Origin of the sequence: Vulcanimicrobium alpinum (assembly GCF_027923555.1) — a bacterium.
Taxonomy (GTDB): Bacteria; Vulcanimicrobiota; Vulcanimicrobiia; order Vulcanimicrobiales; family Vulcanimicrobiaceae; genus Vulcanimicrobium; species Vulcanimicrobium alpinum.
In genome coordinates this window covers 193,953-215,993 of record NZ_AP025523.1, presented here as the reverse complement: position 1 = coordinate 215,993, position 22,041 = coordinate 193,953, and the positions used below count along the sequence as shown (strand labels likewise).

Here is a 22,041-nt window from a genome sequence, read left to right as displayed (position 1 = left end):
CTCACCCAGACCCCAGTTCGGCCTCGGCGGCTTCGATTGCCAGGGTGAGCTCGCGCAGAAACGACGATGCATCCATCACGATCCCCAGGGTCTGGTGCGAGCCGCGGTCGGTCAGCTTCGTCACCGACGACGGGTTGATGTCGACGCAGACGGTCTTGCACGTCGCCGGGAGCAGGTTGCCGACGGCGACCGAGTGCAGGAGAGTGCAGACCATCAGCGCCATCCCGATCTGCGGGACGTACGCGCGCATCGCGCGCTGCGCCTCGACGACGTCGGTGATGACGTCGGGGATCGGACCGTCGTCGCGAATCGAGCCGCACAGCACGACCGGGATCTTCTTCTGATAGGCTTCGTACATCACGCCGGCACGCAGGATCCCGCGATCGATCGCGTTGCGGATTCCGCCGGCCGCGCGCAAGCGGTTGACCGTGCGCAGGTGATGGACGTGCCCTTCCTCCGCCGGGAACGCATCCTCGAGGTTGACCCCGAGCGAGGTTCCGAAGAATTGCGACTCCATGTCGTGCACGGCGAGCGCGTTGCCCGCGTAGAGCGCGGTCACGTAGCCGCCGCGGATGAGGTCGGCGAGATACGGACCGGCGCCGGTGTGGATGATCGCCGGACCGCCGACGACGAGGACGCGCTTCCCGGAGCGCAGGACGGCGAGCAGTTCGCGCGCGAGCTCGCCGAGCAGCGCGTGGCGCGGCTTTTCGCTCGAGACGGCGCTGGCCATGAACTCGAAGACCGCCTTGCGGCGCGCGCGTTGCGGGATCGAGACCTTCACGCCCTGATGACCGACGACGACGGGATCGCCCGCCTTCACGTCGGAGGGCGGAACGGTGAGCGCTCCGCCGTCGTCGAGCACGATCGCGCAGTCCATCTCGGGGTTGGCCACCGGGAGCCAGCTGCCGCCGACCCGCACCTCCGTCGCGTAGTTGGTGGTTGCGTAGAACTGATCGGGGAGGACGCCGTCGGCGGGAGCCGGTTCCGTCGCCGCGTCGCCTTCCTCCATCACCTCGGCGCCCTGCTCGCGGAGTTTGTCGATCAGCTCGTCGAGATACGCCTGATCGTCGGCTTCGATCGCAAGCCGCGCGTACGATGGATCGACCTTGGTGCGGCCCGAGTCGAACTCTTCGATCACGTACGCGGCCCGCTCGTGATCGGTGAGCACGCCGAGGACGCGGTTGAAGATCCCGGAGTCGAGGATGTGGCCGCGCAGTTCGATGCGGCGGACGACCGTCGCGGACGACGAAGCGGATGCCATGGGGCTCGTGTTCGTACCGACGCCGCTGGGCAACCTTCGCGACATCACGCTGCGCGCGGTCGACACGCTGCGCGATGCGAGCCTGATCGTCGCCGAAGACTCGCGCGTGACGCGCCGGCTGCTCAATGCGCTGGCGATCGGAACGAAAGAGATCTGGACGTATCACGACCACAACGCCCGCACCGCGACGCCCGCGATCCTCGAGCGCGCGCGCGAGGGCGACGTCGCCGTCGTCAGCGACGCCGGGACGCCGGGGATCAGCGATCCCGGCTCGGCGCTCGTCGCGGCGGCGCGGGAGGCCGGGATCGGGGTGGAGGTGCTGCCGGGGCCGGCGGCGTTCGTCTGCGCCGCGGTGCTCTCCGGCTTCGATCTGCGGCGCTTCGCCTTCGCCGGCTTTCCGCCGCGCAGCGGCGGCGCGCGGCGGGCGGCGTTCCGCGAGGCGCTCGGCGAGACGACGGTGTGGTACGAGGCCCCGCACCGGATCCGCGCGGCCCTCGCGGATCTGGCCGCGGCCGCGCCGGACCGGCGCGTCTTCCTGGTGCGCGAACTCTCCAAGCTGCACGAACAGCAGGTGCTCGGAACGGCCGCCGATGTGAACCGCGCGATCGCCGATCCGATCCGCGGCGAGTTCGTCTTCGTCGTCGAGGGCGGTGCGCGGGAGAGCGCGGGCGCGGCGGCGGACGGCGGCGCCGCGAGCGCGCAGGATGATGCCGCGATCGACGCTGCGATCGACGCGCTGCTCGCCGAGGGTCTCTCCACGTCGGCGATCGCGAAACGGCTCGCCGACGAAGGCCGCGGCGAGCGCCGCCACCTCTACGCCCGCGTCATCGAGCGCCGCGCGCAGGACGCGTAAACGTCAGCCGGCGACGATCGCGGCGACGTCGAGGACGAACGCCGGCATCACCGGCGCGCAGTCGAGTTCGGCGATATCGCCGAGCTCCGCTTGGGCGCCCTCGCGCCAGACATCGACTGTCCGGCGGTAGGGATCGATGAGTACGACCAGCGCGCTTCCCTGAAGTGCGAACGACGCACATTTTGCAAGTTGCTGCGCCCGTTCGTCGCTTTGGGAGACGACCTCGAACGCAGCGTCGGGCGCGCCGGTGAAGTACTTCTCCTGGCGGGCACGCGAGAGCACGCTCCAGCGTTCCTCGCTCACGTACGCGCCGTCGGGGCCGAACAGCGAACGATCGGGAAGCACGAAGCCGGCAGAAGAGTCGAAGATCTTCCCCGTGCGCCGGGCGTGATGCCAGTTGCCGAGTTGGCGCGTGAGTTCGGCGTTTCGCGCGCTGCCGAGGGCGCCGTTGGGACTCACCAGCAACGAACCGTCGGCGAGCCGCTCGACGCGGTATCCGGGGTTGAGTCCATGCAGGGCCAGCATCTCCTCGTCGTCCGGCGGGGAGAGCGGCCGGAAGACGACGGCCATCACGATCCTCGCATGGATCGTATCACGCTGACGCGGGGATGCCGCAAGGGGCGCCGCGGCGAAAGCCGGGGGTCGTGTCCAAGGCCGCGTTCTACGTCACCACACCGATCTTCTACATCAGCGGGACGCCGCACATCGGGCACGCGTACACCTCGATCGCGGCCGACATCCTGGCGCGCAGCGCGCGCGCGTTCGGGCCCGCGCGCGCGCTGACCGGAACCGACGAGCACGGCCAGAAGGTCGCGCAGGCCGCCGAAGCGGCCGGGATGTCGCCGCAGGCGTACACCGACATGCTGGCGCCGAAGTGGAAGGAACTCGCCGCCGCCTACGACTGCCGCTTCGACGATTTCATCCGCACCACCGAGCCGCGCCATGCGGAAGCGTGTCTCGCGCTCTTCGAGCGGATGCGCGCGAACGGCGACGTGTATCAGGGCGTGTACGAGGGCTGGTACTGCACCAACGACGAGACGTTCTGGCCCGAAGCGAAATTGATCGACGGCCGTTGCCCCAATCCCGAATGCCATCGTCCGGTGCAGTGGCTCTCGGAGCAGAACTGGTTCTTCAAGCTCTCCGCGTATCGCGATCGGCTGCTCGCGCACTTCCGCGCGCATCCGGAGTTCGTGCGGCCGCAGACGCGCTACAACGAGATGATGGCGGTGCTCGAGGCGGGGCTCGACGACCTCTCGATCTCGCGCTCGTCGTTCGACTGGGGGATCCCGCTGCCGGGCGGCGGCGTGATCTACGTGTGGTTCGACGCGCTGATCAACTACATCAGCGCGCTGGGCTGGCCCGCCGACCGCGACGGTCTCTTCGCGACGTTCTGGCCCGCGACGCATCTGATCGGCAAGGAGATCGCGCGCTTTCACACGCTGATCTGGCCGGCGATGCTGTGGTCGGCGGGGCTCGAGATCCCCGAGCGGATCTTCGCGCACGGCTGGATTCTCGCCGACGGCGAGAAGATGTCGAAGTCGCTCGGAAACGTGATCGAACCGTTCTCGCTCGCGCAGCGCTTCGGCGCCGACTCGGTGCGGTATTTTCTGTTTCGCGAGGCGCCGTTCGGCAGCGACTTCTCGATCTCGGTCGAGAAATTGCGGCAGCGGCACAACAGCGATCTCGGCAACGACCTGGGAAACCTGCTGCGGCGGTCGCTCGCGATGCTGCAGAAGTACCGCAACGGGCTCGTCCCCGAACCCGCCGAGAGCGCGATCGGCGAACGCTTTGCCGACCTCGGCACGCTGGTGCACGAGCACGTGACGGCGATGCGCTTCCGGGAAGCGCTCGACGAGATCTGGAACCTCGTCACTGCGCTCAACCGCGCGATCGACGAACAGAAGCCGTGGGATCTGCACAAGCACGGCCGCGGCGACGAACTCGACGCGCTGCTCTACACCCTCTGCGAGGGACTGCGGTGGCTTGCGATCCTGCTGTACCCGTTCATGCCGTCGAAGTCGGACGCAATGTGGGCGCAGTTGGGACAGACGGGGACGCCCGAAGTGCGCTGGGACGACGCGCTGCAGTGGGGCACGCTCGGCGCCGGAACGCAGACCGATCCCGGCGCACCGCTCTTCCCGCGCATCGAACCGGAACCGGTCGAGGCATAGCATGAGCGTGATGCAGCGGCCTGCGCCGCCCGCCCGCACCGGCGCCAACGACACGCTCCATCGCGCGGGGTTCGCGGTGCGCGGCGTCGCCGCGCTCGCGCTGGGCGGCTTCGCGCTCTACCGCGCCGACATCTCGACGCTGCTCGTCGTCGCGTTCGCGGCGTTCGCGATTCTCGACGGGATCGTGCGCATCGTGGTCGCGCTGCGATCGACGGGCGCCGACAAAGCGTGGCTGCTGCACGCCCTCGAAGGCGCGATCGGGATCGCGCTCGGCTTCGCGGTCTTCCGCGTCGCGCTCGCTGATCGCGCTGACGTGGACGGTCGCGGAGTGGGCGTTCGCGATCGGCGCGCTCACGATCGTGTTCGCCGCGGTGACGTGGCGGCGTCTGCACGACGCCTGGCTGTGGCTGGCCGGCGGAATCCTCGCGCTCGTCCTCGGCTGCGCGCTGCTCTGGGTCACCTTCGGCGGCCTCCTCGCCCCCGGCATCGCGCTCGGCCTCTTCGCCCTGATCTACGGCGCGATCTCGCTCGTCATCGCCGTCAGATCGCGCTAAAGTCCCGGCTTACGGCGGCTTGCCGTATGCGGGGTCGCCGCGCTGCTGCTCGGCGTTGACGACGGCGGCGCAGCGGGCGCGGTAGAACGAGCACACCGCACGCGAGAGCGCGAAGGTCTGCGGGAGCACCAAGCCCGGCGGCGGCGCCTGCATCCCGAACACGATCCGCTCGTCGGGATGTTCGAACGGGTCCATCCGGGGCGTAAACGAGAACGTCCACGGAAACGACACTTCCTCGAAGTACCCGTCGGAGTAGTGGATCACGCAGCGGATGAAGTACGCGCGCAGGGCACCGTGCGGCATCGGTCCCTGCAGCGGAACGCAGTCACCCTGCGCGGAGAGAAACTGTTCGGGCGTTCCGGCCATGATCTGCTGGTAACGCAGACGGTCGGTCGCGGGCGGTGCGTGCTGCGGCGGCACGTTGGCGGCGCCGCCGCGCGCCGGCGGTTCCTCGACCGCGCGCTGCGCTGCATCGATCGTGCGGCGGAACTGCGATTCGAGCTGTGCGATCTGCTGCGGCGAGAACGCGCCGCGCCCCGGTTCGATCGTCGGCTGCTGCACCGGACGCCCGGTCGGCTCCGGCAAGGGACGGTGAATCGTCGCGTGCACGGCGTGCAGCGTCGGCGCCGGTTTCGGCTCGCGCGTTGGGCGCGGCGTCTCCAGCGGAGCGAGCGTCGGGACCGGAAGCGTCGCCGCGACGGCCATCCGGGCGCGCGGCGGGCGCTGCGGGCGCTGCTCGCGCACCGCCGCCGCCGGACGTGCCCGCCGCTGAGGACGCGGCACCCTGCGCTTCTCGATATGGATCGCGTCGGAGAGGGCGACGACCTCGGGCATCGGGGTCGGACGGGGCAGCATCTTCTGCACCTGCGCGGTGATGCGGCGGCCGTAGAGCGCCCAGATCGTTCCCCCGGCGCCGTGAATGAACAGCGAGAGAACGAGCGCGATCGCCAGAAACCGGCGGCCGTAGGTATAGGAGCGCTCGGGGAACAGCTGCACGAGGAGCCTAAGACTTCACCATGATCGACACGCATGCCCACGTGCACGACCGCGCGTTCGACGACGACCGCCCCGCGATGCTCGCGCGCGCACGTGACGCCGGGGTCGACGCGATCGTAACGGTCGGCTGCGACGTCGAGGATAGCCGCCGTGCATGCGAAGCGGCTGAGCGATACGGATTGGCGGCGACGATCGGGATCCATCCGCACGAGGCGAAGGACGCGCCGGCCGAGATCGCCGCGGCGTTCGACGCGCTGCGCGAGCGCTTCGGCGCGCGCGTCGTCGCGGTCGGCGAGACGGGGCTGGACTATCACTACGATCACAGTCCGCGCGATGTGCAGCGCGAGGTGCTCCGTGCGCAGCTCGCCTACGCGCGCGCCCGCGACCTCCCGCTGATCTTTCACCAGCGCGAGGCCCACGACGACTTCGTCGCGGCCCTGCGCGCCGGCTACGACGCGGCCTCGCAGCGCGGGATCGTGCACTGCTTCACCGGGAGCTCCGAGGAAGCGGCGGTCTTCACCGGCGAGTTCGGGCTCGCGTTGGGGATCGGCGGCGTCGTCACGTTCAAGACCGCGCAGCCGTTGCGCGACGCGGTCCGGCGCGCCGGGCTCGACGCGGTCGTCCTCGAGACCGACTGCCCGTATCTCGCGCCGATCCCGTATCGCGGGAAGCGCAACGAGCCCGCGTTCGTCGCCGAGACCGCGCGGGTCGTCGCCGGCGTGCTGGGCGTCGACGTCGCGACCGTGACGGCGCGATCCGACGCGAACGCCCGCCGTATCCTGGCCCTGCCGGTGGCGGCGTGATCGCGAAGCCGCGCGAGTACCGCGCGACGCCGGCGATCTCAGAAGAACACGAGTCGCGCTGTCTGATCTTCACGGACGGTGCCGGGCCGCGCTCGCTGCGCAATCCCGCCGAGATCAGCGAACTGCTGAAGGACGCGAGCACGTTCGTGTGGTTCGATCTGGCCGAGCCGACGCCGGACGACCTCGCCATGCTCAAGGAGGAGTTCTCCCTCCACCCGACCGCCGTCGAAGATGCGGCGCTCGTCCACGAACGCCCGAAGGTCGAGACCTACGACGACTACCTGCTGGTCGTGCTGCACGCCGCGTCGCTTGACGCGGACGGGCAACTGATCGAGCACGAACTCGCGGTGTTCGTCGGCAAGAACTTCGTCGTGACGATCCGCGCGCACCCGGTCTTCCCGCTCGACGAGATCGAACGCCGCTGGACCGAACGCAGCGGCGTCGCGTACGATCCGGTCAGCCTGCTCTACGTCATCCTCGACGTCGTCGTCGACGCGTACCATCCGGTGACGGTCGAGTACGACGAGCGGCTCGTCGGGATCGAGAACGCGGTGCTCGGCGAGCGCAAGCGCACTCATCCGCGGCTGCTCCTGCGGCGCGTTCTGCTGTTCAAGCGCGATCTCATCGCGCTCAAGCGCGCGGTCGCGCCGGTCCGCGACATCCTGAGCACGCTGCTGCGCAGCGAACTCACCGCCGACCGCTCGATGAACGCGTACTTCCGCGACGTCGCCGACCATGCGGCGCGGGTGACCGATCAGATCGATTCGATCCGCGACCTGCTCAACAGCACGCTCGACATCCACCTCTCCTCCGAGGCGCACCAGCAGGGCGAGATCGCCAAGCAGCTCACGGTGATCGCGACGATCTTTCTGCCGCTGACGTACATCACCGGATTCTTCGGCCAGAACTTCGGCTGGATGGTCGCCGGGATCCAAAGCCCGCGGTCGTTCTGGGTCATCGGTGTCGGCTCGCAGGTCGCCGCGGCGATCGCCCTCGTCGCGTACTTCCGCTACAAGCGCTGGACGTGAGCCCGGGCGCCGCACGGGCAACCTCGCCCCGGCGGCCGGCGTCCCATGGAAGGAGGCTCAGAGTGGATCATCCCCCCGCCGCCGAACACGCACGGTCGCTCGACCATGGATAAGGCCCTGTATGTCCGCGAGATGTTCGCGGCGATCGCACCGCGGTACGACCGCGCGAACCGACTCCTTACCGCAGGGATCGACGAGGCGTGGCGCAAGCGTGCCGTCGCCGAACTCGCGGCCCCCAAGGGCGGGCACGTGGTCGACCTGTGCTGCGGGACCGGCGATCTCGTATTCCACCTGCTGCGGACCGATCCCAGCCTGACCGTCACCGGCGTCGACTTCACCGTTCCGATGCTCGACGGGGCGCGCGCCCGCGCGCCGCGCGAGGACGCCGGCGGCCGGGCGACCTTCGTCGAGGGCGACGTGACGCAGCTGCCGTTTGCCGACGCGACCTTCGACGGTGCGACGATGGGCTTCTCGATGCGCAACGTCGTCGATATCGTCGCTACGCTCAAGGAGGCGCGACGCGTCCTCAAGCCGGGGACGCGTTTCGTCAACCTCGACGTCACCAAGCCGCCCAACCCGCTGGTGCGGCGCGCGTTCGGCGTCTACTTCTACGGCCTCGTCCCACTCATCGGCGGACTGGTCGGCGGATCGAAACGCGCGTACACGTATCTCCCCAACTCGCTGACGAACTTCCCCGACGCCGACGGCCTCGCGGAACGTTTCCGCATCGCCGGGTTCCGCGACGTGCGCTACCTGCGGCTCGGCGCGGGCGCGATCGCCGCGCACGTCGGGTTCGCCTGATGCTGCACCGCGCGCAGCCCGGCCGCGATCTCTACGCGCTCGTCGAGAACTTCTTCCGCAACGATTTTCAGACCGAGAACGAGCTGATCACCGAAGCGGTGCGGCGGATGCTCGACGCGGGCGGAAAGCGGCTGCGCCCGCGCTTCGCGCTGCTCGCGGCGGAGGCGGTCGGCGGCGACGCCGCCGAGCACCTGCGCCTCGCCGCGTTCATGGAACTGATCCACGTCGCGACGCTCATCCACGACGACGTCGTCGACAACGCCGACACGCGGCGCGGCGTGAACGCGACCGCGGTCGACTTCGGGAACCGCGTCAGCGTCCTTGCCGGCGACTATCTGTTCGCGTGGATCTTCAAGAACGTCACCGCCGAGTACGCGCATCCGATCCCGCACGTGCTCTCCGCGACGCTCGCCGACATCACCGACGGCGAGGTGCTGCAATTGCGGGCGCTCGGCGATCTCGAGACGACGTTCGCGAACTACGTCGAGGTGGCGACGAAGAAGACCGCCTCGCTCTTCGCCGCCTCGGCCGAGTGCGGCGCGCTTGCGGCGGGCGCCTCGCCATTCGCGGTCAAGGCCCTGCGCGACTTCGGGACCGCGTACGGGATCGCGTTCCAGATGCGTGACGACCTGCTCGACCTCACCGCCGACGAGGCGACGCTGGGCAAGCCGGTGGGGAACGACCTGCGGGAGCGGAAGATGACCGTTCCGCTCGTCCTCGCGCTGGAGTCGGGTGATCGGGAATTCCGTTCCGACGTCGAACGTTTCTTCGCCGAGGACGACGACACGCGCGAGCGGATCGCGGGTATCGTCGCCGGGATCGGCATCCACGGGGGGCTCGCCAAGACCGAAGCCGCCCTTGCCGGCTACCTCGAACGGGCGAAGCAGTCGCTCGCGCCCCTCGGAAACGCCCCGGCCCGCACGGAACTCGCCGCCCTGGCCGACGCCCTCCTCTAAAACGTTTATCCGGAGAATCCCATGCTCGGAACCACGGAAATCATGCTCATCGCCGGCGCGGCGATTCTGCTCTTCGGCGTCGACAAGCTGCCGAAACTGGCGCGCAGCGCCGGACAGGCCAAGAAAGAGTTCCTGGTCGGTCAGGCCGAGGCGGATCTCGCCGCCGAGCGCGCCCGCGACGAAGCGCGCCGCCGCGTCGAGGGCGAGGTCCACGCGGCCGAAGCGGCGACCAGCGTGAACGGGGTCGGTCAGCCGACCGTCGTCCCCGACCCGCAGACCGGCGCGCCCGGCCCGACCTCAGTCGCCCCGCCCCGCGCGTAGCGCGTGCTCGCCGAGCGCCCGGTCGGCGCGCGCGAGCCGGACGCGGAGTGGGACCAGAAGGAGATGCCGTTCACGGAGCACCTGCGGGAGCTCCGGAACCGGCTGGCGATCTGCGTCGCGACCGTGCTCGGCCTGGCCGTGCTCCTGCTGTGGCCCGCACAGCAGGCGATCCGCCCCCTGACGCGCCTCTATTTCGGTGACAAAGTCGTCCTGCACGCCTTTGGGCCGACCGACGCGGTGTGGGCAATCTTCAAGTTTGCGATCTACGGCGCGATCGTGCTCGGCCTGCCGATGCTGCTGTATCAGATCTGGATGTTCGTCGTGCCGGCGGTCCACCCGAAGACGCGCCGAGCGGTGTACTCGTACATCGCGCCGTCGTTCGGCTTGGCGCTCGCCGGGGTCGCGTTCGCGCACGTCTTCGTGATCCCGCGCGTGGTGAGCGCGCTGATCGGGATCACCAGCTCGATCGCCGATCCGACGTTCGGCATCGAGTCGACGATCAATTTCGTTCTGCTGCTGTTCCTCGCATTCGCGCTCGTCTTCCAGACGCCGGTGGTAATGCTGCTGCTGGCGCGCATCGGTCTGGTCAACAGCACGATGCTGCGCACCTATCGGCGATACATCATCTTCGGAATGCTCGTGACCGGCGGCGTGCTCGCGCCCGACGGCAACCCCGCAACGATGATGCTGATCGCGACGCCGATGTACGTGCTGTTCGAAGCGGCGATCTGGCTCATCGTGTTCATGGAGGGGCGGTGGAAGCGCGAAGCGGAGGCGTAGCGCTGGGCGCGCTGCGGCCGTTGCGCGAGGGCTGGAACGAGCTCGTCGCGCTGTTCGCCAACGTGACGTTCGGCGTCTCGCTGCTCGGGATCTGGGCGCTCTTGACGCTGATCGGCGTGGTGATCGAGCAGGGGAAAGATCCGTCGTTCTATGCGGCCAACTACGCGCCGCCGCTCGCGCGGCTCATCGCGCGGCTCGACCTCGCGAACATCTACCACAGCGCGGCGTACATCGGCGTACTGGGCCTCATCCTGTGCTCGATGACGGCCGCGACGTTCACCAAGGTGATCCCGCGGCGGATCCCGCGGCTGGCTCCGGTGAAGGTCGAGAAGATCCCGCTGCACGCGACGCTGCGCGTCCCCGGCGACGTCGACGTGGTCCGCGAGCGGCTGGCGGCGTTCTTCGGGGCGCGCGGCTGGCAGGTGCGCAAGCGCGAGTTCGGCGGCACCGAGTGGACGTTCGCCGATAAGAACAATTGGGCACGGCGCGGCGTTCTCGTCGCGCACGTCGGCTTCGTCGTCATCGCGATCGGAACGACGATCTACTGGGCGAAGGGCTACAGCGGCCAGTTCGCGGTGCTCAGTGGACAGACCGCGACGATCCCGGAGAACGGCGCGAGGATCGCGCTGCAGCGTTTCGCCTATCGCATCGATCCGGTGCGCACGAAGTCCGGGATCGTCTACCAGCCGATCGACTACGTCTCCAACGCGAAGGTGACCGGCCGCGACGGCCGCGTCCACGACGCGGTAATTCGCGTCAACCAGCCCTACGACATCGACGGCACGCTGATCTATCAGGCATCGTACGGCTTCGCGATCGATTTCCGGCTGACGAAGGACGGCAAGCCGGTCCCGGGCGGCCCCGATCACCCGCTCAAGGAAGGCGAAGGGTTTCCGATTGGCGGCACGTCGCGCGCGATCCAATACACGCGCTTCGTCGGCACGATCGACCGCGCCAGCGGTCAGCCCGCGGCCGATCCGCGTCCGAACGACCCCGGGATCGTCATCCAGGCATACGACGGCGATCGTCCCGTCGGCAGCGCGCTGGTCGCGCTAGGCCAGCCCCTGGATCTGGGGGCCGGCTACGCGCTCACGCCGGCGCGCTACGTGCTCTACTCCGGCTTCCAGTATCGCTACGATCCGGGGATCCCGATCGTTGGCCTGGGCGCGTTCGTCCTGCTCGCCGGGCTGTGCATCTCGTTCTACTTCCTCCCCGCGCGGCTGTTCGTGACGGCGCGGGCCGTCGACGGCGCGACCGAGGTCGGCCTGGCGGCGACGACCGTCAAGGGCTACGATGTCTTCGAGGACCGCTTCCGCGAGATCGTCGAGGCGCTCACGCGGACCGAGCGCGGAGCCGGTCCGGCCACCGAAGTCACGGCCGAAACCGTCCTCGGCGGCGTATAAGGAGACCTATGGACCCGTTCCGTCAGACGCTCGATCAAGGACTGCTCGTCATCGGGATCGCCGCCTACGTCACCGGCGCATTCGTCCTGCTCGGCTACTTCCTGCTGCGCACGCCCGTGCTGCGAACGATCGGGCTTCCGCTCGCAATCGCTGGCTGCGCCGCCCAGTTCGCCGAACTCGGCGCGCGCTGGTGGATGACGGGGATCTGGCCGCTCACCAACCTCTACGGATCGCTCTCGCTCTTCAGCGCGGTCGCGGTGCTGGTGTTTCTCGTGTTCGCGTTCCGCTACGACCTTGCGTTCGTCGGGGGCCCGGTACTCGCGCTCGCGGCGATCGCGCTCGGCTACGCGACGACCTGGAACGAAGGCTACATGCCGGCGGTGCCCGCACTGCAGTCGTACTGGATCAAGATCCACGTCCCGATCGTGATCGCGTCGTACGCATCGTTCATGGTCGCGTTCTGCGTCTCGCTGATCTACCTGCTCAAAGCCTACGCGGAACAGCGGTACGCGCGCCACGGCGCGACGCTGCGCGCGGTCGCGGCCGCGCCCGGCGGCGGGACCGTCGGCGTCACGCTGCCGGCATCGTCGTCGGCGAGCGTCGCGGCGAACGCGGCAACGCCGGGCGTGACGCGGATCGATACGCCGGCGATCGCGCCGGCCGCCGGCGCGGGCGATGCGCTCGCGCAATGGCTGGCCGGTTTGCCGTCACTCGCGCGGCTCGACGTGATGCAGTACCGCATCGTCGCGGTCGGACTGCCGCTGCTCTCGCTCGGGATCATCACCGGCGCGATGTGGGCGAAAGAGGCGTGGGGCGCCTACTGGCAATGGGATCCGAAGGAGACCGCGGCGCTCGCTTCGTGGATCGTGTACGCGATGTACATGCATCTGCACACGCGTCCGGAATGGCGCGGAACGCGCACCGCCTGGGTCAGCGTGATCGGCTTCGCCTCGATCGTCTTCTGCTATCTCGGCGTGAACATCTGGATCAGCGGCCTGCACTCGTACAAGATGTAATGTCACGCTGATATGTTGTCCGGGCAGGCGGGTCTGACCTGAGGACGGTTTTCAACCGCTTGCGAAGAACGAAGACGCGAACATCAAGGTCGCTGGTGCTATGTGAAGGCTCCCATGGAGATCGTAGACAGCCTCGCGATTGCGCGAGAAAAGCATGCGGCCTAACAGCTGCGAACCATCTGACAACTAGCCGGATAAACCGAGCGGACTGTCAGACGAAGTGTCGGTTAACACATATTAACGCAACCGAAACGATGCGGCCCGCCTGACGAACTTTTACGTACGTCGCGTCGATCCACAGATACGGCCAGTCGCCTTCCGCGGTAGCGTCAAGAATGCGGGACACGATCAAGCACAACGCCGTTCGTCGCGTAGAAACGGCGAACGCCCGCCGTCCAGACAGAGCAGGCGACCCAATTGCGGCGCCAATATCGGCGCTATCACAACTGTCGCGAGCATAACCGGAAGCGTCCCGATACCTGAGCGGACCACGCTGACGATCGAAAGCCCGAATCCGGAATCGGTATCGCGGATGCAAAATCTGCTTCGCCGCATATCGGATGCTCCGCTCGTGCCGAGCGGGCGGCGAGACATGCTCGGTCGATCGCGGCGAATGGGATCGCGAGCAAAGGACCGCCTACGATCGGCAAAAAGCGGCTGCCGCCCGTCGCGGCGATCGCGAGGACAAGGGCAAACGCGAGCCTGGGAGCGTCGTCAGGGGAGGAAACGATAGGAGACAGGCTGCTTCGGCGCGCTTTGCATCACGTACGACTCGATGCGGCCGAGTGATCGTCGTCGGTCCAAATATCGCACTACACCAAACTCACGGTTATCCGCGGCCTGACATCCGGGGCAAGGTCAGCGCGACGCTCTCTTCTTCGGGATGGAGAGAACGCAGCGAGAGGCGCGGGGGAGAGCGCCGATCGGAAGAATGCCGCCGTGTTTGTGATCCGAGACGCCAGCCGCCGCGTTCAGGAAGCATCAATCTCTTTTCCGGAGGCTTTCTTGCTGAATTCTAAGATGCTTGCCGCGGCCGCGGCCGGCGCGCTGTTAATCGCTGCCGCCCCGGCTTTCGCCGCCGACGGCCCCACCCGCGTCTACGCGATCGCGACGCAAAATGCGTCCGGTGAGCTTGGAACCGTCACGCTCACACCGATCGGCGATAAGACGCGCGTCGTGGTTGCGCTCGCCAATGCGCCGACCGACGTCCCGCAGCCTGCGCACATCCACGAGGGCTCGTGCGCGAAGCTCAATCCGAAGCCCAAGTATCCGCTCGTAGTCGTGGTCGATGGCACGTCAACCTCGATGGTCGACGTCCCGATCGCACAACTGATAGGCGGGGGCTTCGCGGTGAACGTCCACAAGTCCACGACCGACATTCCGACGTACGTCGCTTGCGGCGATCTTACCGCCAAGAAGTAGCGGAACTCTCCGATGAGGCGCTCGTGCGCCTCGTCGGAGAAAAACACGCCGACGCATTCGAGGAACTGTACCGGCGCCACGCGAGTGCAGTTTCGGCCGTCGCCGCTCGTGTGGTCGCCGACCGCGTTGACGCGGACGACGCCACACAGTCTGCGTTCATGGCGTTATGGAGATGCGCCGGTTCGTTCGAACAGCGCGGGCGCTCGGTGCGCGCGTGGCTAGTGATCATCGGGCGCAATGCGGCGATTGACCGCATTCGCCGGCGTGACGCGCGACGCGTGAGCGGACCGATTCACGAGCATTTTCCGTCCGGCGCGGCCGGGCCCGAGGACATCGTTATGGAGCGCCAAGAGCAGCACGATATTCGAACCGCGCTCGATTCACTCGGCGCCGAGCAGCGTGCCGTTGTGGAACTTGCCTATTTTGGCGGGTTAACGCAAAGTGAGATCGCCGAGGCGACGGGCACTCCGTTAGGTACGGTCAAGAGCCGCGTGCGGCTCGCTATGCGCCACCTGCGGCGGTCGTTGGAGGCACCGGCGGGTGATCCGGCATGAACCAAGTGCACGATGATCTCGAAGCCTACGTGCTCGGCGCCCTGGAATCCGGTGAATCGCAGGTGTTCGAAGCGCACTGTCGCGACTGCTCCCCGTGCCGAGACGGCGTCGCTTCGTACGCCAATGTCTTGCGCGCGTTTCGCACGCTTCCGGTTAACGCTCCGCCGCGCGTGCCGCGTGTGGGGGCGATGTTTTTTCGCCGGTTGCCAGCGGTCGCGGCAATCGCTGCATCCCTCTTGCTCGCCGGCGGCATCGCCTGGACCTCGCACGTCGGTTCCGATGGTGATCTTACTGCGGTCGTGCAGATGATCACGGACCGTCCGCTTCAAATCGCTTTGAACGGCGCGACAGCGCACGGCACCGCGCTCCTCGGCAGTGGGGGACGACGCACGGCTTTCGTGGTCGATGGCCTTCCGCCGCCGCCGGCTGGCCGCGGTTACCAAGTCTGGGTGCGCCGCGAGACAGTCCGCTCGCCGGGGATGCTCCATCGCACTTCCGGCGGCCTTGAAGTTCTCGTCGTGCCCGGCAACATTCTCGCTGGAACTCATCACATCGGCGTGACGATGGAGCCGGCAGGCGGTTCAGCTGCACGCACGGGGCCGCCGCAGGTTAGCAGCGACGGCTCGTGATGTCAGCCCCATTCTGAGGAGCTTCGTTCCCGCGACGGCGGCACGATTGAGCAGGGCAACGGCCACGAACGACCGCGAGCATTCTCAATTTCATCGCTTGCTGGTCGACGACACTGCGGTCTGTTATCGACAGTGAGGAATCAGGTGTTCCCAAAGGTGCGTATTGGCAAGGTTCGACGGCGTGGCATTCGCTTTGGGCACTGAGCGAGCAGTAAATACGCTGCGTGATGCGGAACTTGTCAAGTAATTTGATACCAGCAGGTTGCGGGAGTTTGTGAGCATCTTGGTCATGCGGCGATGTCGGCAGCCTTCGACTCGTTGATCCAGACTTGGCTCGGAATTGTTGCGAGTTTTGGCGCGCCAGCGGCAAAGCGATGCGGCTGCAACGCATAAGCTGTACTAGCTACTATGTGATCTGACAGTCGTACGATCTTGCGGTAGTGTCAGATAGGTTGGGTTTCAGTCTAAGCGATCTGTTTCTCTTTCGCAAGGGAGACACTGTCGACGAATGTCTGCATCGGCGTCTTGCCGTAGCACCAGCGTCCTTGATGCGGACGCTGCGTGTTGTACTCCTCGGTCCACGCATCGAGGTCCCGCTGCAGTTGCTCGAGCGACGTGTAGATCGTCTTGCGAAACGCGATCCGATAAAACTCATCAAGCATCGTTTTGTGAAAACGCTCGACGATGCCGTTGGTCTGCGGATGGCGTGCCTTCGTTCGGGTGTGGTCGATGTCTTCGATCGCCAGGTAGAGCTCGTACGGATGTCCCTCACGCCCGCAAAACTCCGTGCCGCGGTCGGTCAGGATCCGTTGCAACGTAATCCCGTACTCTTCGTATAGCGGTAACACGCGATCGTTGAGCAGGTCGGCCGCAGTGATTGGTGTCTTGTCCAAATAGAGCTTCGCGACGCCCACCTTCGCATAGGTGTCGATGAAGGTCTGCTGGTAGATGCGGCCGACGCCCTTCATCGTCCCAACGAAGAAGGTGTCCTGCGCGCCGCAGTAGCCGGGGCACTCACTCTCGAACTCGCCGTGCGCTTCTTTCTCGAGCTTGGCACGCTCCAGCGCGACGACTTGCGCCTCAGTCAGGACGAGCCCATCTTGGGCGCTCTTTGCTTCCAGCGCTTTGAGCCGTTTCTTCATCGTCTCAAGATCGTGTCGCAGCCACACCCCGCGAAGTCCCGCCGGCGACATACGCATCCCACGCTTGGCGAGCTCGTTCGCTGCGCGCACTTGACCGTACGCAGGGAACTCGATCGCAAGATCGACAATCGCATCCTCGACTTCGGGAGCAATGCGGTTCTTGAGGTTCGGCTTTCGCTTGGTGATCTCGGCCAAGGCCAGATCGCCGCCCGTCTCGTAGAGCTCTTTGAAACGGTAGAAGCTATCACGGCTGTAACCCATCACGCGGCAGGCTTCAGTCACATTTCCGAGCTGCTTGCCGAGCTGGAGTAGGCCCACTTTCGCCTTGATGACTTTTCGGTCGCTGTTCATGGATGGCTCCTCAGGAGGATTCACCACCGGTATTCGACAACCGTCAGATCAAATCCTGACTTCTACAGATCAGTCGTCCAGGTCGTCGAACTTGGGGCTCTTGTACTCGATGTTCAAGAGCCCCGCTGCTTTTTTTCGGATGTCTTCGAGAAGCTCCAAGCGCGCGATCTTGCGTTGCAACCTGCGTATCTCAATGTCTTGCTCGTGGTTCATTTTCTTGAGCGATTCGGCTTCCTTACGATCGAGAGCTCGGGCCTTAATTTCCTTTGGATCGTAATCGCCGCGATCGCGCTCCTTGCGCCATGCGTACAGCTGCGAAGAGTAGATGCCTTCGCGGCGCAAGAACGCACCGACCGTACCCGACTCGCAGGCATCAGCATCGTTCACAATACGCGCCTTTTCGGCGACCGAGAAGCGACGTCGCGTCGGCCGCTGAACCGGCGTCTCGACAATCGAGAGCCGACGCTCAATCGACGGCGGCGAAACACCGTTGATCGTGTCCCGGCCCGTGGTGTATGAGAGGGTCGCCCTTGTAGCATAGAGAGCGGCCATCGTGGCTTTCGGCGAAGGTTGTTTTTGCAACAAATAACCGACCGAAAGGGATCCACGATGGCCAAACCCAGTATCGCACTTTCCGAGCTCGTCGAAAAGGGCGGCGACGTCGACTTCGTTAGTCAAGTCCCAAATCTGCTGTAATTCCGGTTCGTCGATCGCGTTAGTTAGGCTGCTCGTCTGTCTCGTTTTACGGCGGCCGGCTTGGCCACCGTCGTTGCTTTCCATTCGAAGTATTCGGTCATGTCGAAGTAGGCTCGGCCTAACCATTCGTCGTTTTGCTCGGAGAGTAGCGCGCCGACCATGCGAATCGCCGCGGCGTCGTTTGGGAAGATGCGAATGACTTTCTCCCGGCGACGAATCTCTTCATTGAGCCGCTCTTGCATGTTGCTCGTGCGCAGTCGCCGGCGATATTTCTCCGGCAGCGGCAAGATCGCAAGCATGTCTTCGAACGCTCCTTCCAAGCACACGCACGACTTGGGCGCCGTTTCTGCGAAGCGGGCCATGAATTCCGCATATCGACGCTCGGCCTCTTTGCGATCAGTTGCGAGGAAGATCAGCCGAGCTGCAGCGGTTACGTTTTCCCGTTCTTTCTTGGGCGCGTGATCGAGCAAGTTCTTCATCACGTGGAACTGGCAACGCTGCCACGTCGCGCCGACGAATTGCTTGGCGATCGCCTCGCGTAAGCCCGAGTGATTGTCGGAGACGGCAACGTCGACGCCGTGCAAGCCGCGCGCTTTGAGGCCGCGAAAGAACTCGTTCCACGTCGCAAAGCTCTCCGAATCGCCGATCGAAAGACCAAGGATTTCGCGGTACCCGTCAGCGCGAATGCCGCTCGCGATGAGTAGTGCTTTGCTGACGACGCTCTTGTCGGTGCGCACCTTCGTAAAGAGCGCGTCAACGATGATGAATGGGTACGCTGCGTCGAGCCGGCGATTCAAGAATCCCGCGACCGGTTCGTCGAGTGCCTTCGTAAGGCGACTTACCGTCGATTTCGAAAACGACGTCCCGCAGAGGCCTTCGGTTATCCGCGTGACCTTCCGCGTCGAGACGCCGTTGACGACCATCTCCATCAGGCCCACGACAAAGGCTTGTTCGCTGCGGCGATAACGCTCAAAGATGTCGGTTGAGAAGCTGCCGTCGCGCGTTTGCGGCACGCGCAGGACCAGCGATCCGACGCGGGTCGAGAGCTGTCGATCGCGATACCCATTCCGATAGCCCTCCCGTTCTTGACAGCGTTCGTACCGCTCGGCGCCCAGATGATCGCGCATCTGTGCCTCGAGCACTTGGTTGAGAATCACTTCGACGAGTTTGCCGAGCGCCGCCGGCTGATCAAGCAAAGCTGGAATCGCGTCGCGGGATAGGGTAAGATCGTAATCGGCCACCGTTTCGGTCCTTTCGATTGAGGTGTTGAACAACGTCAATCTTCGAACCGGGGCGGTGGCTACCCGCCCGCTCAATTTACATCAATTATAGGGACTCGGCCACTTCGTTCGCGAGATGCTCCAGTACGCCGCGCAGCGGATCATGGAGATCGATGTTGAGGAACTCTGCGGCTTGCCCTACGGCGAGCGCGGCCCCGGCCGACAGAACGCCCGCAACGGCTTCCGCGAGCGCCAATGGGAGACGCGTTCCGGCACGATCGGACTGCGCATCCCCAAGTTGCGCAAAGGTAGCTACTTCCCCGCGTTCCTCGAGCCGCGCCGCACGGCGGAGAAGGCGCTCACCGCCGTCATCCAAGAGGCCTACATCCAGGGCATCTCCACGCGCTCGGTCGACGAGCTCGTCAAGGCGATGGGGATGACAGGCATCTCCAAGAGTCAGGTCTCACGGCTGTGCGAAGAGATCGACGAACGCGTGAACGCATTTCTTACCCGGCCGATCGAAGGCGACTGGCCCTATCTTTGGATCGACGCGACGTACGTGAAGACGCGCTCCGGCGGACGCATCGTCTCGGTCGCCGTGATACTGGCCGTCGGCGTAAACACCGATGGGACACGGGAATTGTTGGGCCTCGCGGTTGGTCCGAGCGAAGCAGAGCCGTTCTGGATCGACTTTCTTCGCAGCTTGAGCCGCCGCGGATTGCGCGGTGTCAAGCTCGTCATTTCCGACTCGCATGTCGGCCTGAAAGCGGCCATCGCGAAAGTATTCAAAGCAACGTGGCAGCGCTGCCGCGTGCATTTTATGCGAAACGCGCTCGCACATGCGGGTAAAGGGCAACGGCAGATGGTCCTCGCGTTGATCAACACGGTATTCGCGCAAGAGACAGCGGAAGCTGCGCACGAGCAATGGCGTATCGTCTCCGAGCAGCTTCGGCAGAAGTTCCCGAAGCTCGCGGCGATGATGGACGACGCCGAGAACGACGTGCTCGCGTACATGGACTTTCCCAAGGCGCACCGCAAGCAGATCGCCTCAACCAATCCGCTCGAACGGGTCAACGCGGAGATCAAGCGGCGCACCGATGTCGTCGGTATCTTCCCGAACGATGCTGCCATCGTACGCCTCGTCGGTGCGCTCCTACTGGAACAGAACGACGAATGGCAACTGCAGCGGCGCTACATGCAACTCGAAGGACTCAGTGCCGTCAGCGATAATCAGCCCGCCAAGCTCTCCGCCGTGATTAACGGCTGAGCGCTACCCTCGCCGAGCCACCGCTCGTACACCACGGCTGGGGACACGATCGAACCGTTTGAGGGTGGGTTCATGGTATGCTCCTGACAGCCCCAGCTTAACAGAACTTTTCCGAGGGAGCTGGTACCACATCATCCTGACACATGGGGAGACGATTTCCACGCTCGTACGGCGGTCGAGGCCTGGCGTGTGGATTACAACAAGCGGCGTCCTCATACCCAGCCACGGCTTGACGTCGGCGGAGTTTATCCTACAAAATCGGCGCTTCAGGACTTCGGGTGGGCGGGCAAGAGGTCGAGCCCACCACAGTGGAATAGAATCGCCGCTGCAAATCGGCCCTCATTGCGATAGCCGCGCGCGCGGAATTTGATCATTTGGATCTTGCTGTTGAGGCTCTCGGCTGCCGCATTGGTGATCGGCTTGCGAATGTACGTGATGATGTTCGCAAAGTGACGTTTGAGCGTGCGCGCGACGCTGATCATTTCGGGCAATTGAGAGTGCGTCGCCCACCGGTACCAATCGGCAAAGAAACGACGCGCTGCGGACTCACGCCGATATCGCCAGAACTCCGTAAAGTGCTCCTTCATCGACCACGCGCGGCCAAGGCGTTTGTACTGGCTCCGCAAGGCGCTCAGATCACGTCGTTCGTCGCGGTCGAGATTCGCAAACGAGCGCAACCAGGAATACTTAGTCCCTTTCAATGCCGTTCGGTCGAGCGTCTTGTCACGCATCATCGCTCGACGAGTGAGATCGACGGCTTTGGTGAGATATGCCGTGATGTGGTACTTATCGAAGACGATCTTCCGTGCCGCATCGGGCACGTGTGCTACGGTCGACTCGAAGTACGGCTGCCACATATCCATCGCGATGCCCTCAATGGCATGAAGTTGTTCGTGCGAAAGGCCGTCGTAGAAAGCGTCAATCGATTCGCGCTTGCGACCGCGACCGACCCACAGGACCTCGCCGCGGTCCAAGTCGGACACGATCGTGAAGTACCGATGCCGCTTTTTGACGGCCTTCTCGTCGATGCCGAGATGCCGCACAAGACGTGGCAGTCGCCGCTGCTTACCGCGCTCGACCGCCCGGAGCATAATGGAATCGACTTGCTCCCAGCTGATGCCCAAGCGACGCGCGACCGCCGCGACGGACATCTCGAGTAGGAGGGCGATCGCCAAACGCTCGAAGCGCGACGTAAACTCGGTGCGACCGCTTGACCAGGGAATCGCAACGGTCGTGACGCCGTGCTCGGGACAATCGATCCGGGGTACGGAGGCGTGCAAGAAAAGTTGGTCGCCGGCCAGATCGAGGTCACGCCAGACGCGCTCGCGATGATCGTGCTTGGGGCACTCCCGATCGCATTTTGGACAGCGACCCGCGCCTTGCCATTCAAGCCGAACATCGACCCGATTTCGCTCGAGATCGAGCTTTGATTCGGTCACGTCCCAAGGATCTTCGACGCGCAGCAACCCGCGGATGAATTCGGTGTCTCGCATGGCGTAGCATTACGACGGCCGACCGATTTCCTCTCGCCCGCCCACTACAAAACCGGAAGACCCACAAAATCAAACGACATTCAACTCACGGTCAGCGCTGGCCAATTGAATGGGGCACCGTCGCAATTGGACGGGCCTTCAATCCCAGCTTCGGCGCTTGATAACTGATACAGTACCTGAGCCTGTCGAAGCGCCGCTCTCGCCACGAGCAAGCGCGGCGCTCCCCCCCGTGTCAAGATAGAGTGGTACCGGTAGCATAGGGAGTTTTTTGTACAACGTTCGTCGCAGCAGCAGAGCTGTGGATAACGGGGATACTGTGGAAAA

21 protein-coding genes and 3 pseudogenes are annotated in these 22,041 nt (G+C 65.4%); 17 read left to right on the top strand and 7 right to left on the bottom strand.

Annotated features, from left to right (window positions below; translation table 11 throughout):
- Nucleotide 1: 1 nt before the first annotated feature.
- The gene (locus WPS_RS01035; protein ID WP_317996011.1) at nt 2–1,261 is read right to left on the bottom strand and encodes an ornithine cyclodeaminase, nickel-pincer nucleotide-dependent; all 1,260 of its coding nucleotides are present in this window, start codon (nt 1,259–1,261) and stop codon (nt 2–4) included.
- Between WPS_RS01035 and rsmI the strand changes: the two genes are divergently transcribed.
- Nucleotides 1,260–2,114: a 16S rRNA (cytidine(1402)-2'-O)-methyltransferase gene (gene rsmI / locus WPS_RS01030; protein ID WP_317996010.1), complete on the top strand. Its 855-nt coding sequence runs from the start codon at nt 1,260–1,262 to the stop codon at nt 2,112–2,114. The genes WPS_RS01035 and rsmI overlap by 2 nt on opposite strands.
- A 3-nt stretch (nt 2,115–2,117) precedes the next feature.
- Here rsmI and WPS_RS01025 read toward each other — a convergent pair whose 3' ends face one another.
- Nucleotides 2,118–2,684, bottom strand: coding sequence for a Uma2 family endonuclease (locus WPS_RS01025; RefSeq protein WP_317996009.1), 567 nt, complete (start codon nt 2,682–2,684; stop codon nt 2,118–2,120).
- 74 nt (nt 2,685–2,758) lie between these two features.
- Between WPS_RS01025 and metG the strand changes: the two genes are divergently transcribed.
- The 3 genes and pseudogenes from metG (at nt 2,759) to WPS_RS01015 (ending at nt 4,839) form a co-directional block, all read left to right on the top strand.
- On the top strand, nt 2,759–4,285 hold the full coding sequence (metG, locus tag WPS_RS01020; protein WP_317996008.1) for a methionine--tRNA ligase: 1,527 nt from the start codon (nt 2,759–2,761) through the stop codon (nt 4,283–4,285).
- A 1-nt stretch (nt 4,286) separates the two neighbouring features.
- Nucleotides 4,287–4,559, top strand: a pseudogene (locus tag WPS_RS18040) (DUF308 domain-containing protein); the annotation flags it as partial.
- Between the two features lie 85 nt (nt 4,560–4,644).
- Nucleotides 4,645–4,839, top strand: coding sequence for a hypothetical protein (locus WPS_RS01015; protein ID WP_317996007.1), 195 nt, complete (start codon nt 4,645–4,647; stop codon nt 4,837–4,839).
- A 9-nt stretch (nt 4,840–4,848) separates the two neighbouring features.
- On the opposite strand, the gene WPS_RS01010 is transcribed toward WPS_RS01015, so the two are convergent.
- Entirely contained in the window at nt 4,849–5,835 is a 987-nt protein-coding gene (locus tag WPS_RS01010; protein WP_317996006.1) for a hypothetical protein, read from the bottom strand.
- Between the two features lie 20 nt (nt 5,836–5,855).
- Here WPS_RS01010 and WPS_RS01005 point away from each other — a divergent pair, with 20 nt between their 5' ends.
- The 11 genes from WPS_RS01005 to WPS_RS00950 all read left to right on the top strand — a co-directional run bounded on the left by WPS_RS01005 (nt 5,856) and on the right by WPS_RS00950 (nt 15,548).
- Nucleotides 5,856–6,638, top strand: coding sequence for a TatD family hydrolase (locus WPS_RS01005; protein WP_317996005.1), 783 nt, complete (start codon nt 5,856–5,858; stop codon nt 6,636–6,638).
- Complete coding sequence (locus WPS_RS01000) at nt 6,635–7,666, top strand: magnesium transporter CorA family protein (RefSeq protein WP_317996004.1); 1,032 nt, start codon at nt 6,635–6,637, stop codon at nt 7,664–7,666. Before WPS_RS01005 ends, WPS_RS01000 begins: the two co-directional genes overlap by 4 nt.
- A 105-nt stretch (nt 7,667–7,771) precedes the next feature.
- The gene (gene ubiE, locus WPS_RS00995) at nt 7,772–8,467 is read left to right on the top strand and encodes a bifunctional demethylmenaquinone methyltransferase/2-methoxy-6-polyprenyl-1,4-benzoquinol methylase UbiE (protein WP_317996003.1); all 696 of its coding nucleotides are present in this window, start codon (nt 7,772–7,774) and stop codon (nt 8,465–8,467) included.
- Nucleotides 8,467–9,423, top strand: a complete 957-nt coding sequence (locus WPS_RS00990) for a polyprenyl synthetase family protein (protein WP_317996002.1) — start codon at nt 8,467–8,469, stop codon at nt 9,421–9,423. Before ubiE ends, WPS_RS00990 begins: the two co-directional genes overlap by 1 nt.
- 21 nt (nt 9,424–9,444) lie before the next feature.
- Nucleotides 9,445–9,744, top strand: a complete 300-nt coding sequence (locus tag WPS_RS00985; protein ID WP_317996001.1) for a Sec-independent protein translocase subunit TatA/TatB — start codon at nt 9,445–9,447, stop codon at nt 9,742–9,744.
- 3 nt (nt 9,745–9,747) lie between these two features.
- Nucleotides 9,748–10,524 carry a twin-arginine translocase subunit TatC gene (gene tatC / locus WPS_RS00980; RefSeq protein ID WP_317996000.1) on the top strand — a complete coding sequence of 259 codons (777 nt, stop codon included), beginning with the start codon at nt 9,748–9,750 and terminating at the stop codon, nt 10,522–10,524.
- Nucleotides 10,500–11,927 (top strand): cytochrome c biogenesis ResB family protein, encoded by a 1,428-nt coding sequence (locus WPS_RS00975; RefSeq protein WP_317995999.1) that lies wholly within the window; start codon nt 10,500–10,502, stop codon nt 11,925–11,927. The genes tatC and WPS_RS00975 overlap by 25 nt, the downstream gene beginning before the upstream one ends.
- A gap of 8 nt (nt 11,928–11,935) precedes the next feature.
- The gene (ccsB, locus tag WPS_RS00970) at nt 11,936–12,943 is read left to right on the top strand and encodes a c-type cytochrome biogenesis protein CcsB (RefSeq protein WP_317995998.1); all 1,008 of its coding nucleotides are present in this window, start codon (nt 11,936–11,938) and stop codon (nt 12,941–12,943) included.
- A gap of 1,005 nt (nt 12,944–13,948) precedes the next feature.
- Nucleotides 13,949–14,365, top strand: coding sequence for a hypothetical protein (locus tag WPS_RS00960; protein WP_317995997.1), 417 nt, complete (start codon nt 13,949–13,951; stop codon nt 14,363–14,365).
- Entirely contained in the window at nt 14,338–14,919 is a 582-nt protein-coding gene (locus WPS_RS00955; RefSeq protein ID WP_317995996.1) for an RNA polymerase sigma factor, read from the top strand. Before WPS_RS00960 ends, WPS_RS00955 begins: the two co-directional genes overlap by 28 nt.
- Nucleotides 14,916–15,548 (top strand): anti-sigma factor, encoded by a 633-nt coding sequence (locus tag WPS_RS00950; RefSeq protein ID WP_317995995.1) that lies wholly within the window; start codon nt 14,916–14,918, stop codon nt 15,546–15,548. The genes WPS_RS00955 and WPS_RS00950 overlap by 4 nt, the downstream gene beginning before the upstream one ends.
- Before the next feature lie 464 nt (nt 15,549–16,012).
- Here WPS_RS00950 and WPS_RS00945 read toward each other — a convergent pair whose 3' ends face one another.
- From WPS_RS00945 to WPS_RS00935, 3 genes are all read right to left on the bottom strand, one after another.
- A complete protein-coding gene (locus tag WPS_RS00945) occupies nt 16,013–17,041 on the bottom strand; it encodes an IS481 family transposase (RefSeq protein WP_317995781.1) in 1,029 nt (342 codons plus the stop codon).
- 69 nt (nt 17,042–17,110) lie between these two features.
- Nucleotides 17,111–17,593: a transposase gene (locus WPS_RS00940; protein ID WP_422665025.1), complete on the bottom strand. Its 483-nt coding sequence runs from the start codon at nt 17,591–17,593 to the stop codon at nt 17,111–17,113.
- Between the two features lie 167 nt (nt 17,594–17,760).
- Complete coding sequence (locus WPS_RS00935) at nt 17,761–18,978, bottom strand: IS256 family transposase (RefSeq protein ID WP_317995993.1); 1,218 nt, start codon at nt 18,976–18,978, stop codon at nt 17,761–17,763.
- Between the two features lie 103 nt (nt 18,979–19,081).
- On the opposite strand from WPS_RS00935, the pseudogene WPS_RS00930 reads away from it, so the two are divergent.
- Nucleotides 19,082–20,224 (top strand): annotated as a pseudogene (locus tag WPS_RS00930) (IS256 family transposase); the annotation flags it as partial.
- Between the two features lie 162 nt (nt 20,225–20,386).
- Nucleotides 20,387–20,575 (top strand): annotated as a pseudogene (locus tag WPS_RS18035) (hypothetical protein); the annotation flags it as partial.
- On the opposite strand, the gene WPS_RS00925 reads toward WPS_RS18035, so the two are convergent.
- Nucleotides 20,491–21,717, bottom strand: a complete 1,227-nt coding sequence (locus WPS_RS00925) for an ISL3 family transposase (RefSeq protein WP_317994728.1) — start codon at nt 21,715–21,717, stop codon at nt 20,491–20,493. The pseudogene WPS_RS18035 and the gene WPS_RS00925 sit on opposite strands and share 85 nt — an antisense overlap.
- Between the last annotated feature and the right edge of the window lie 324 nt (nt 21,718–22,041).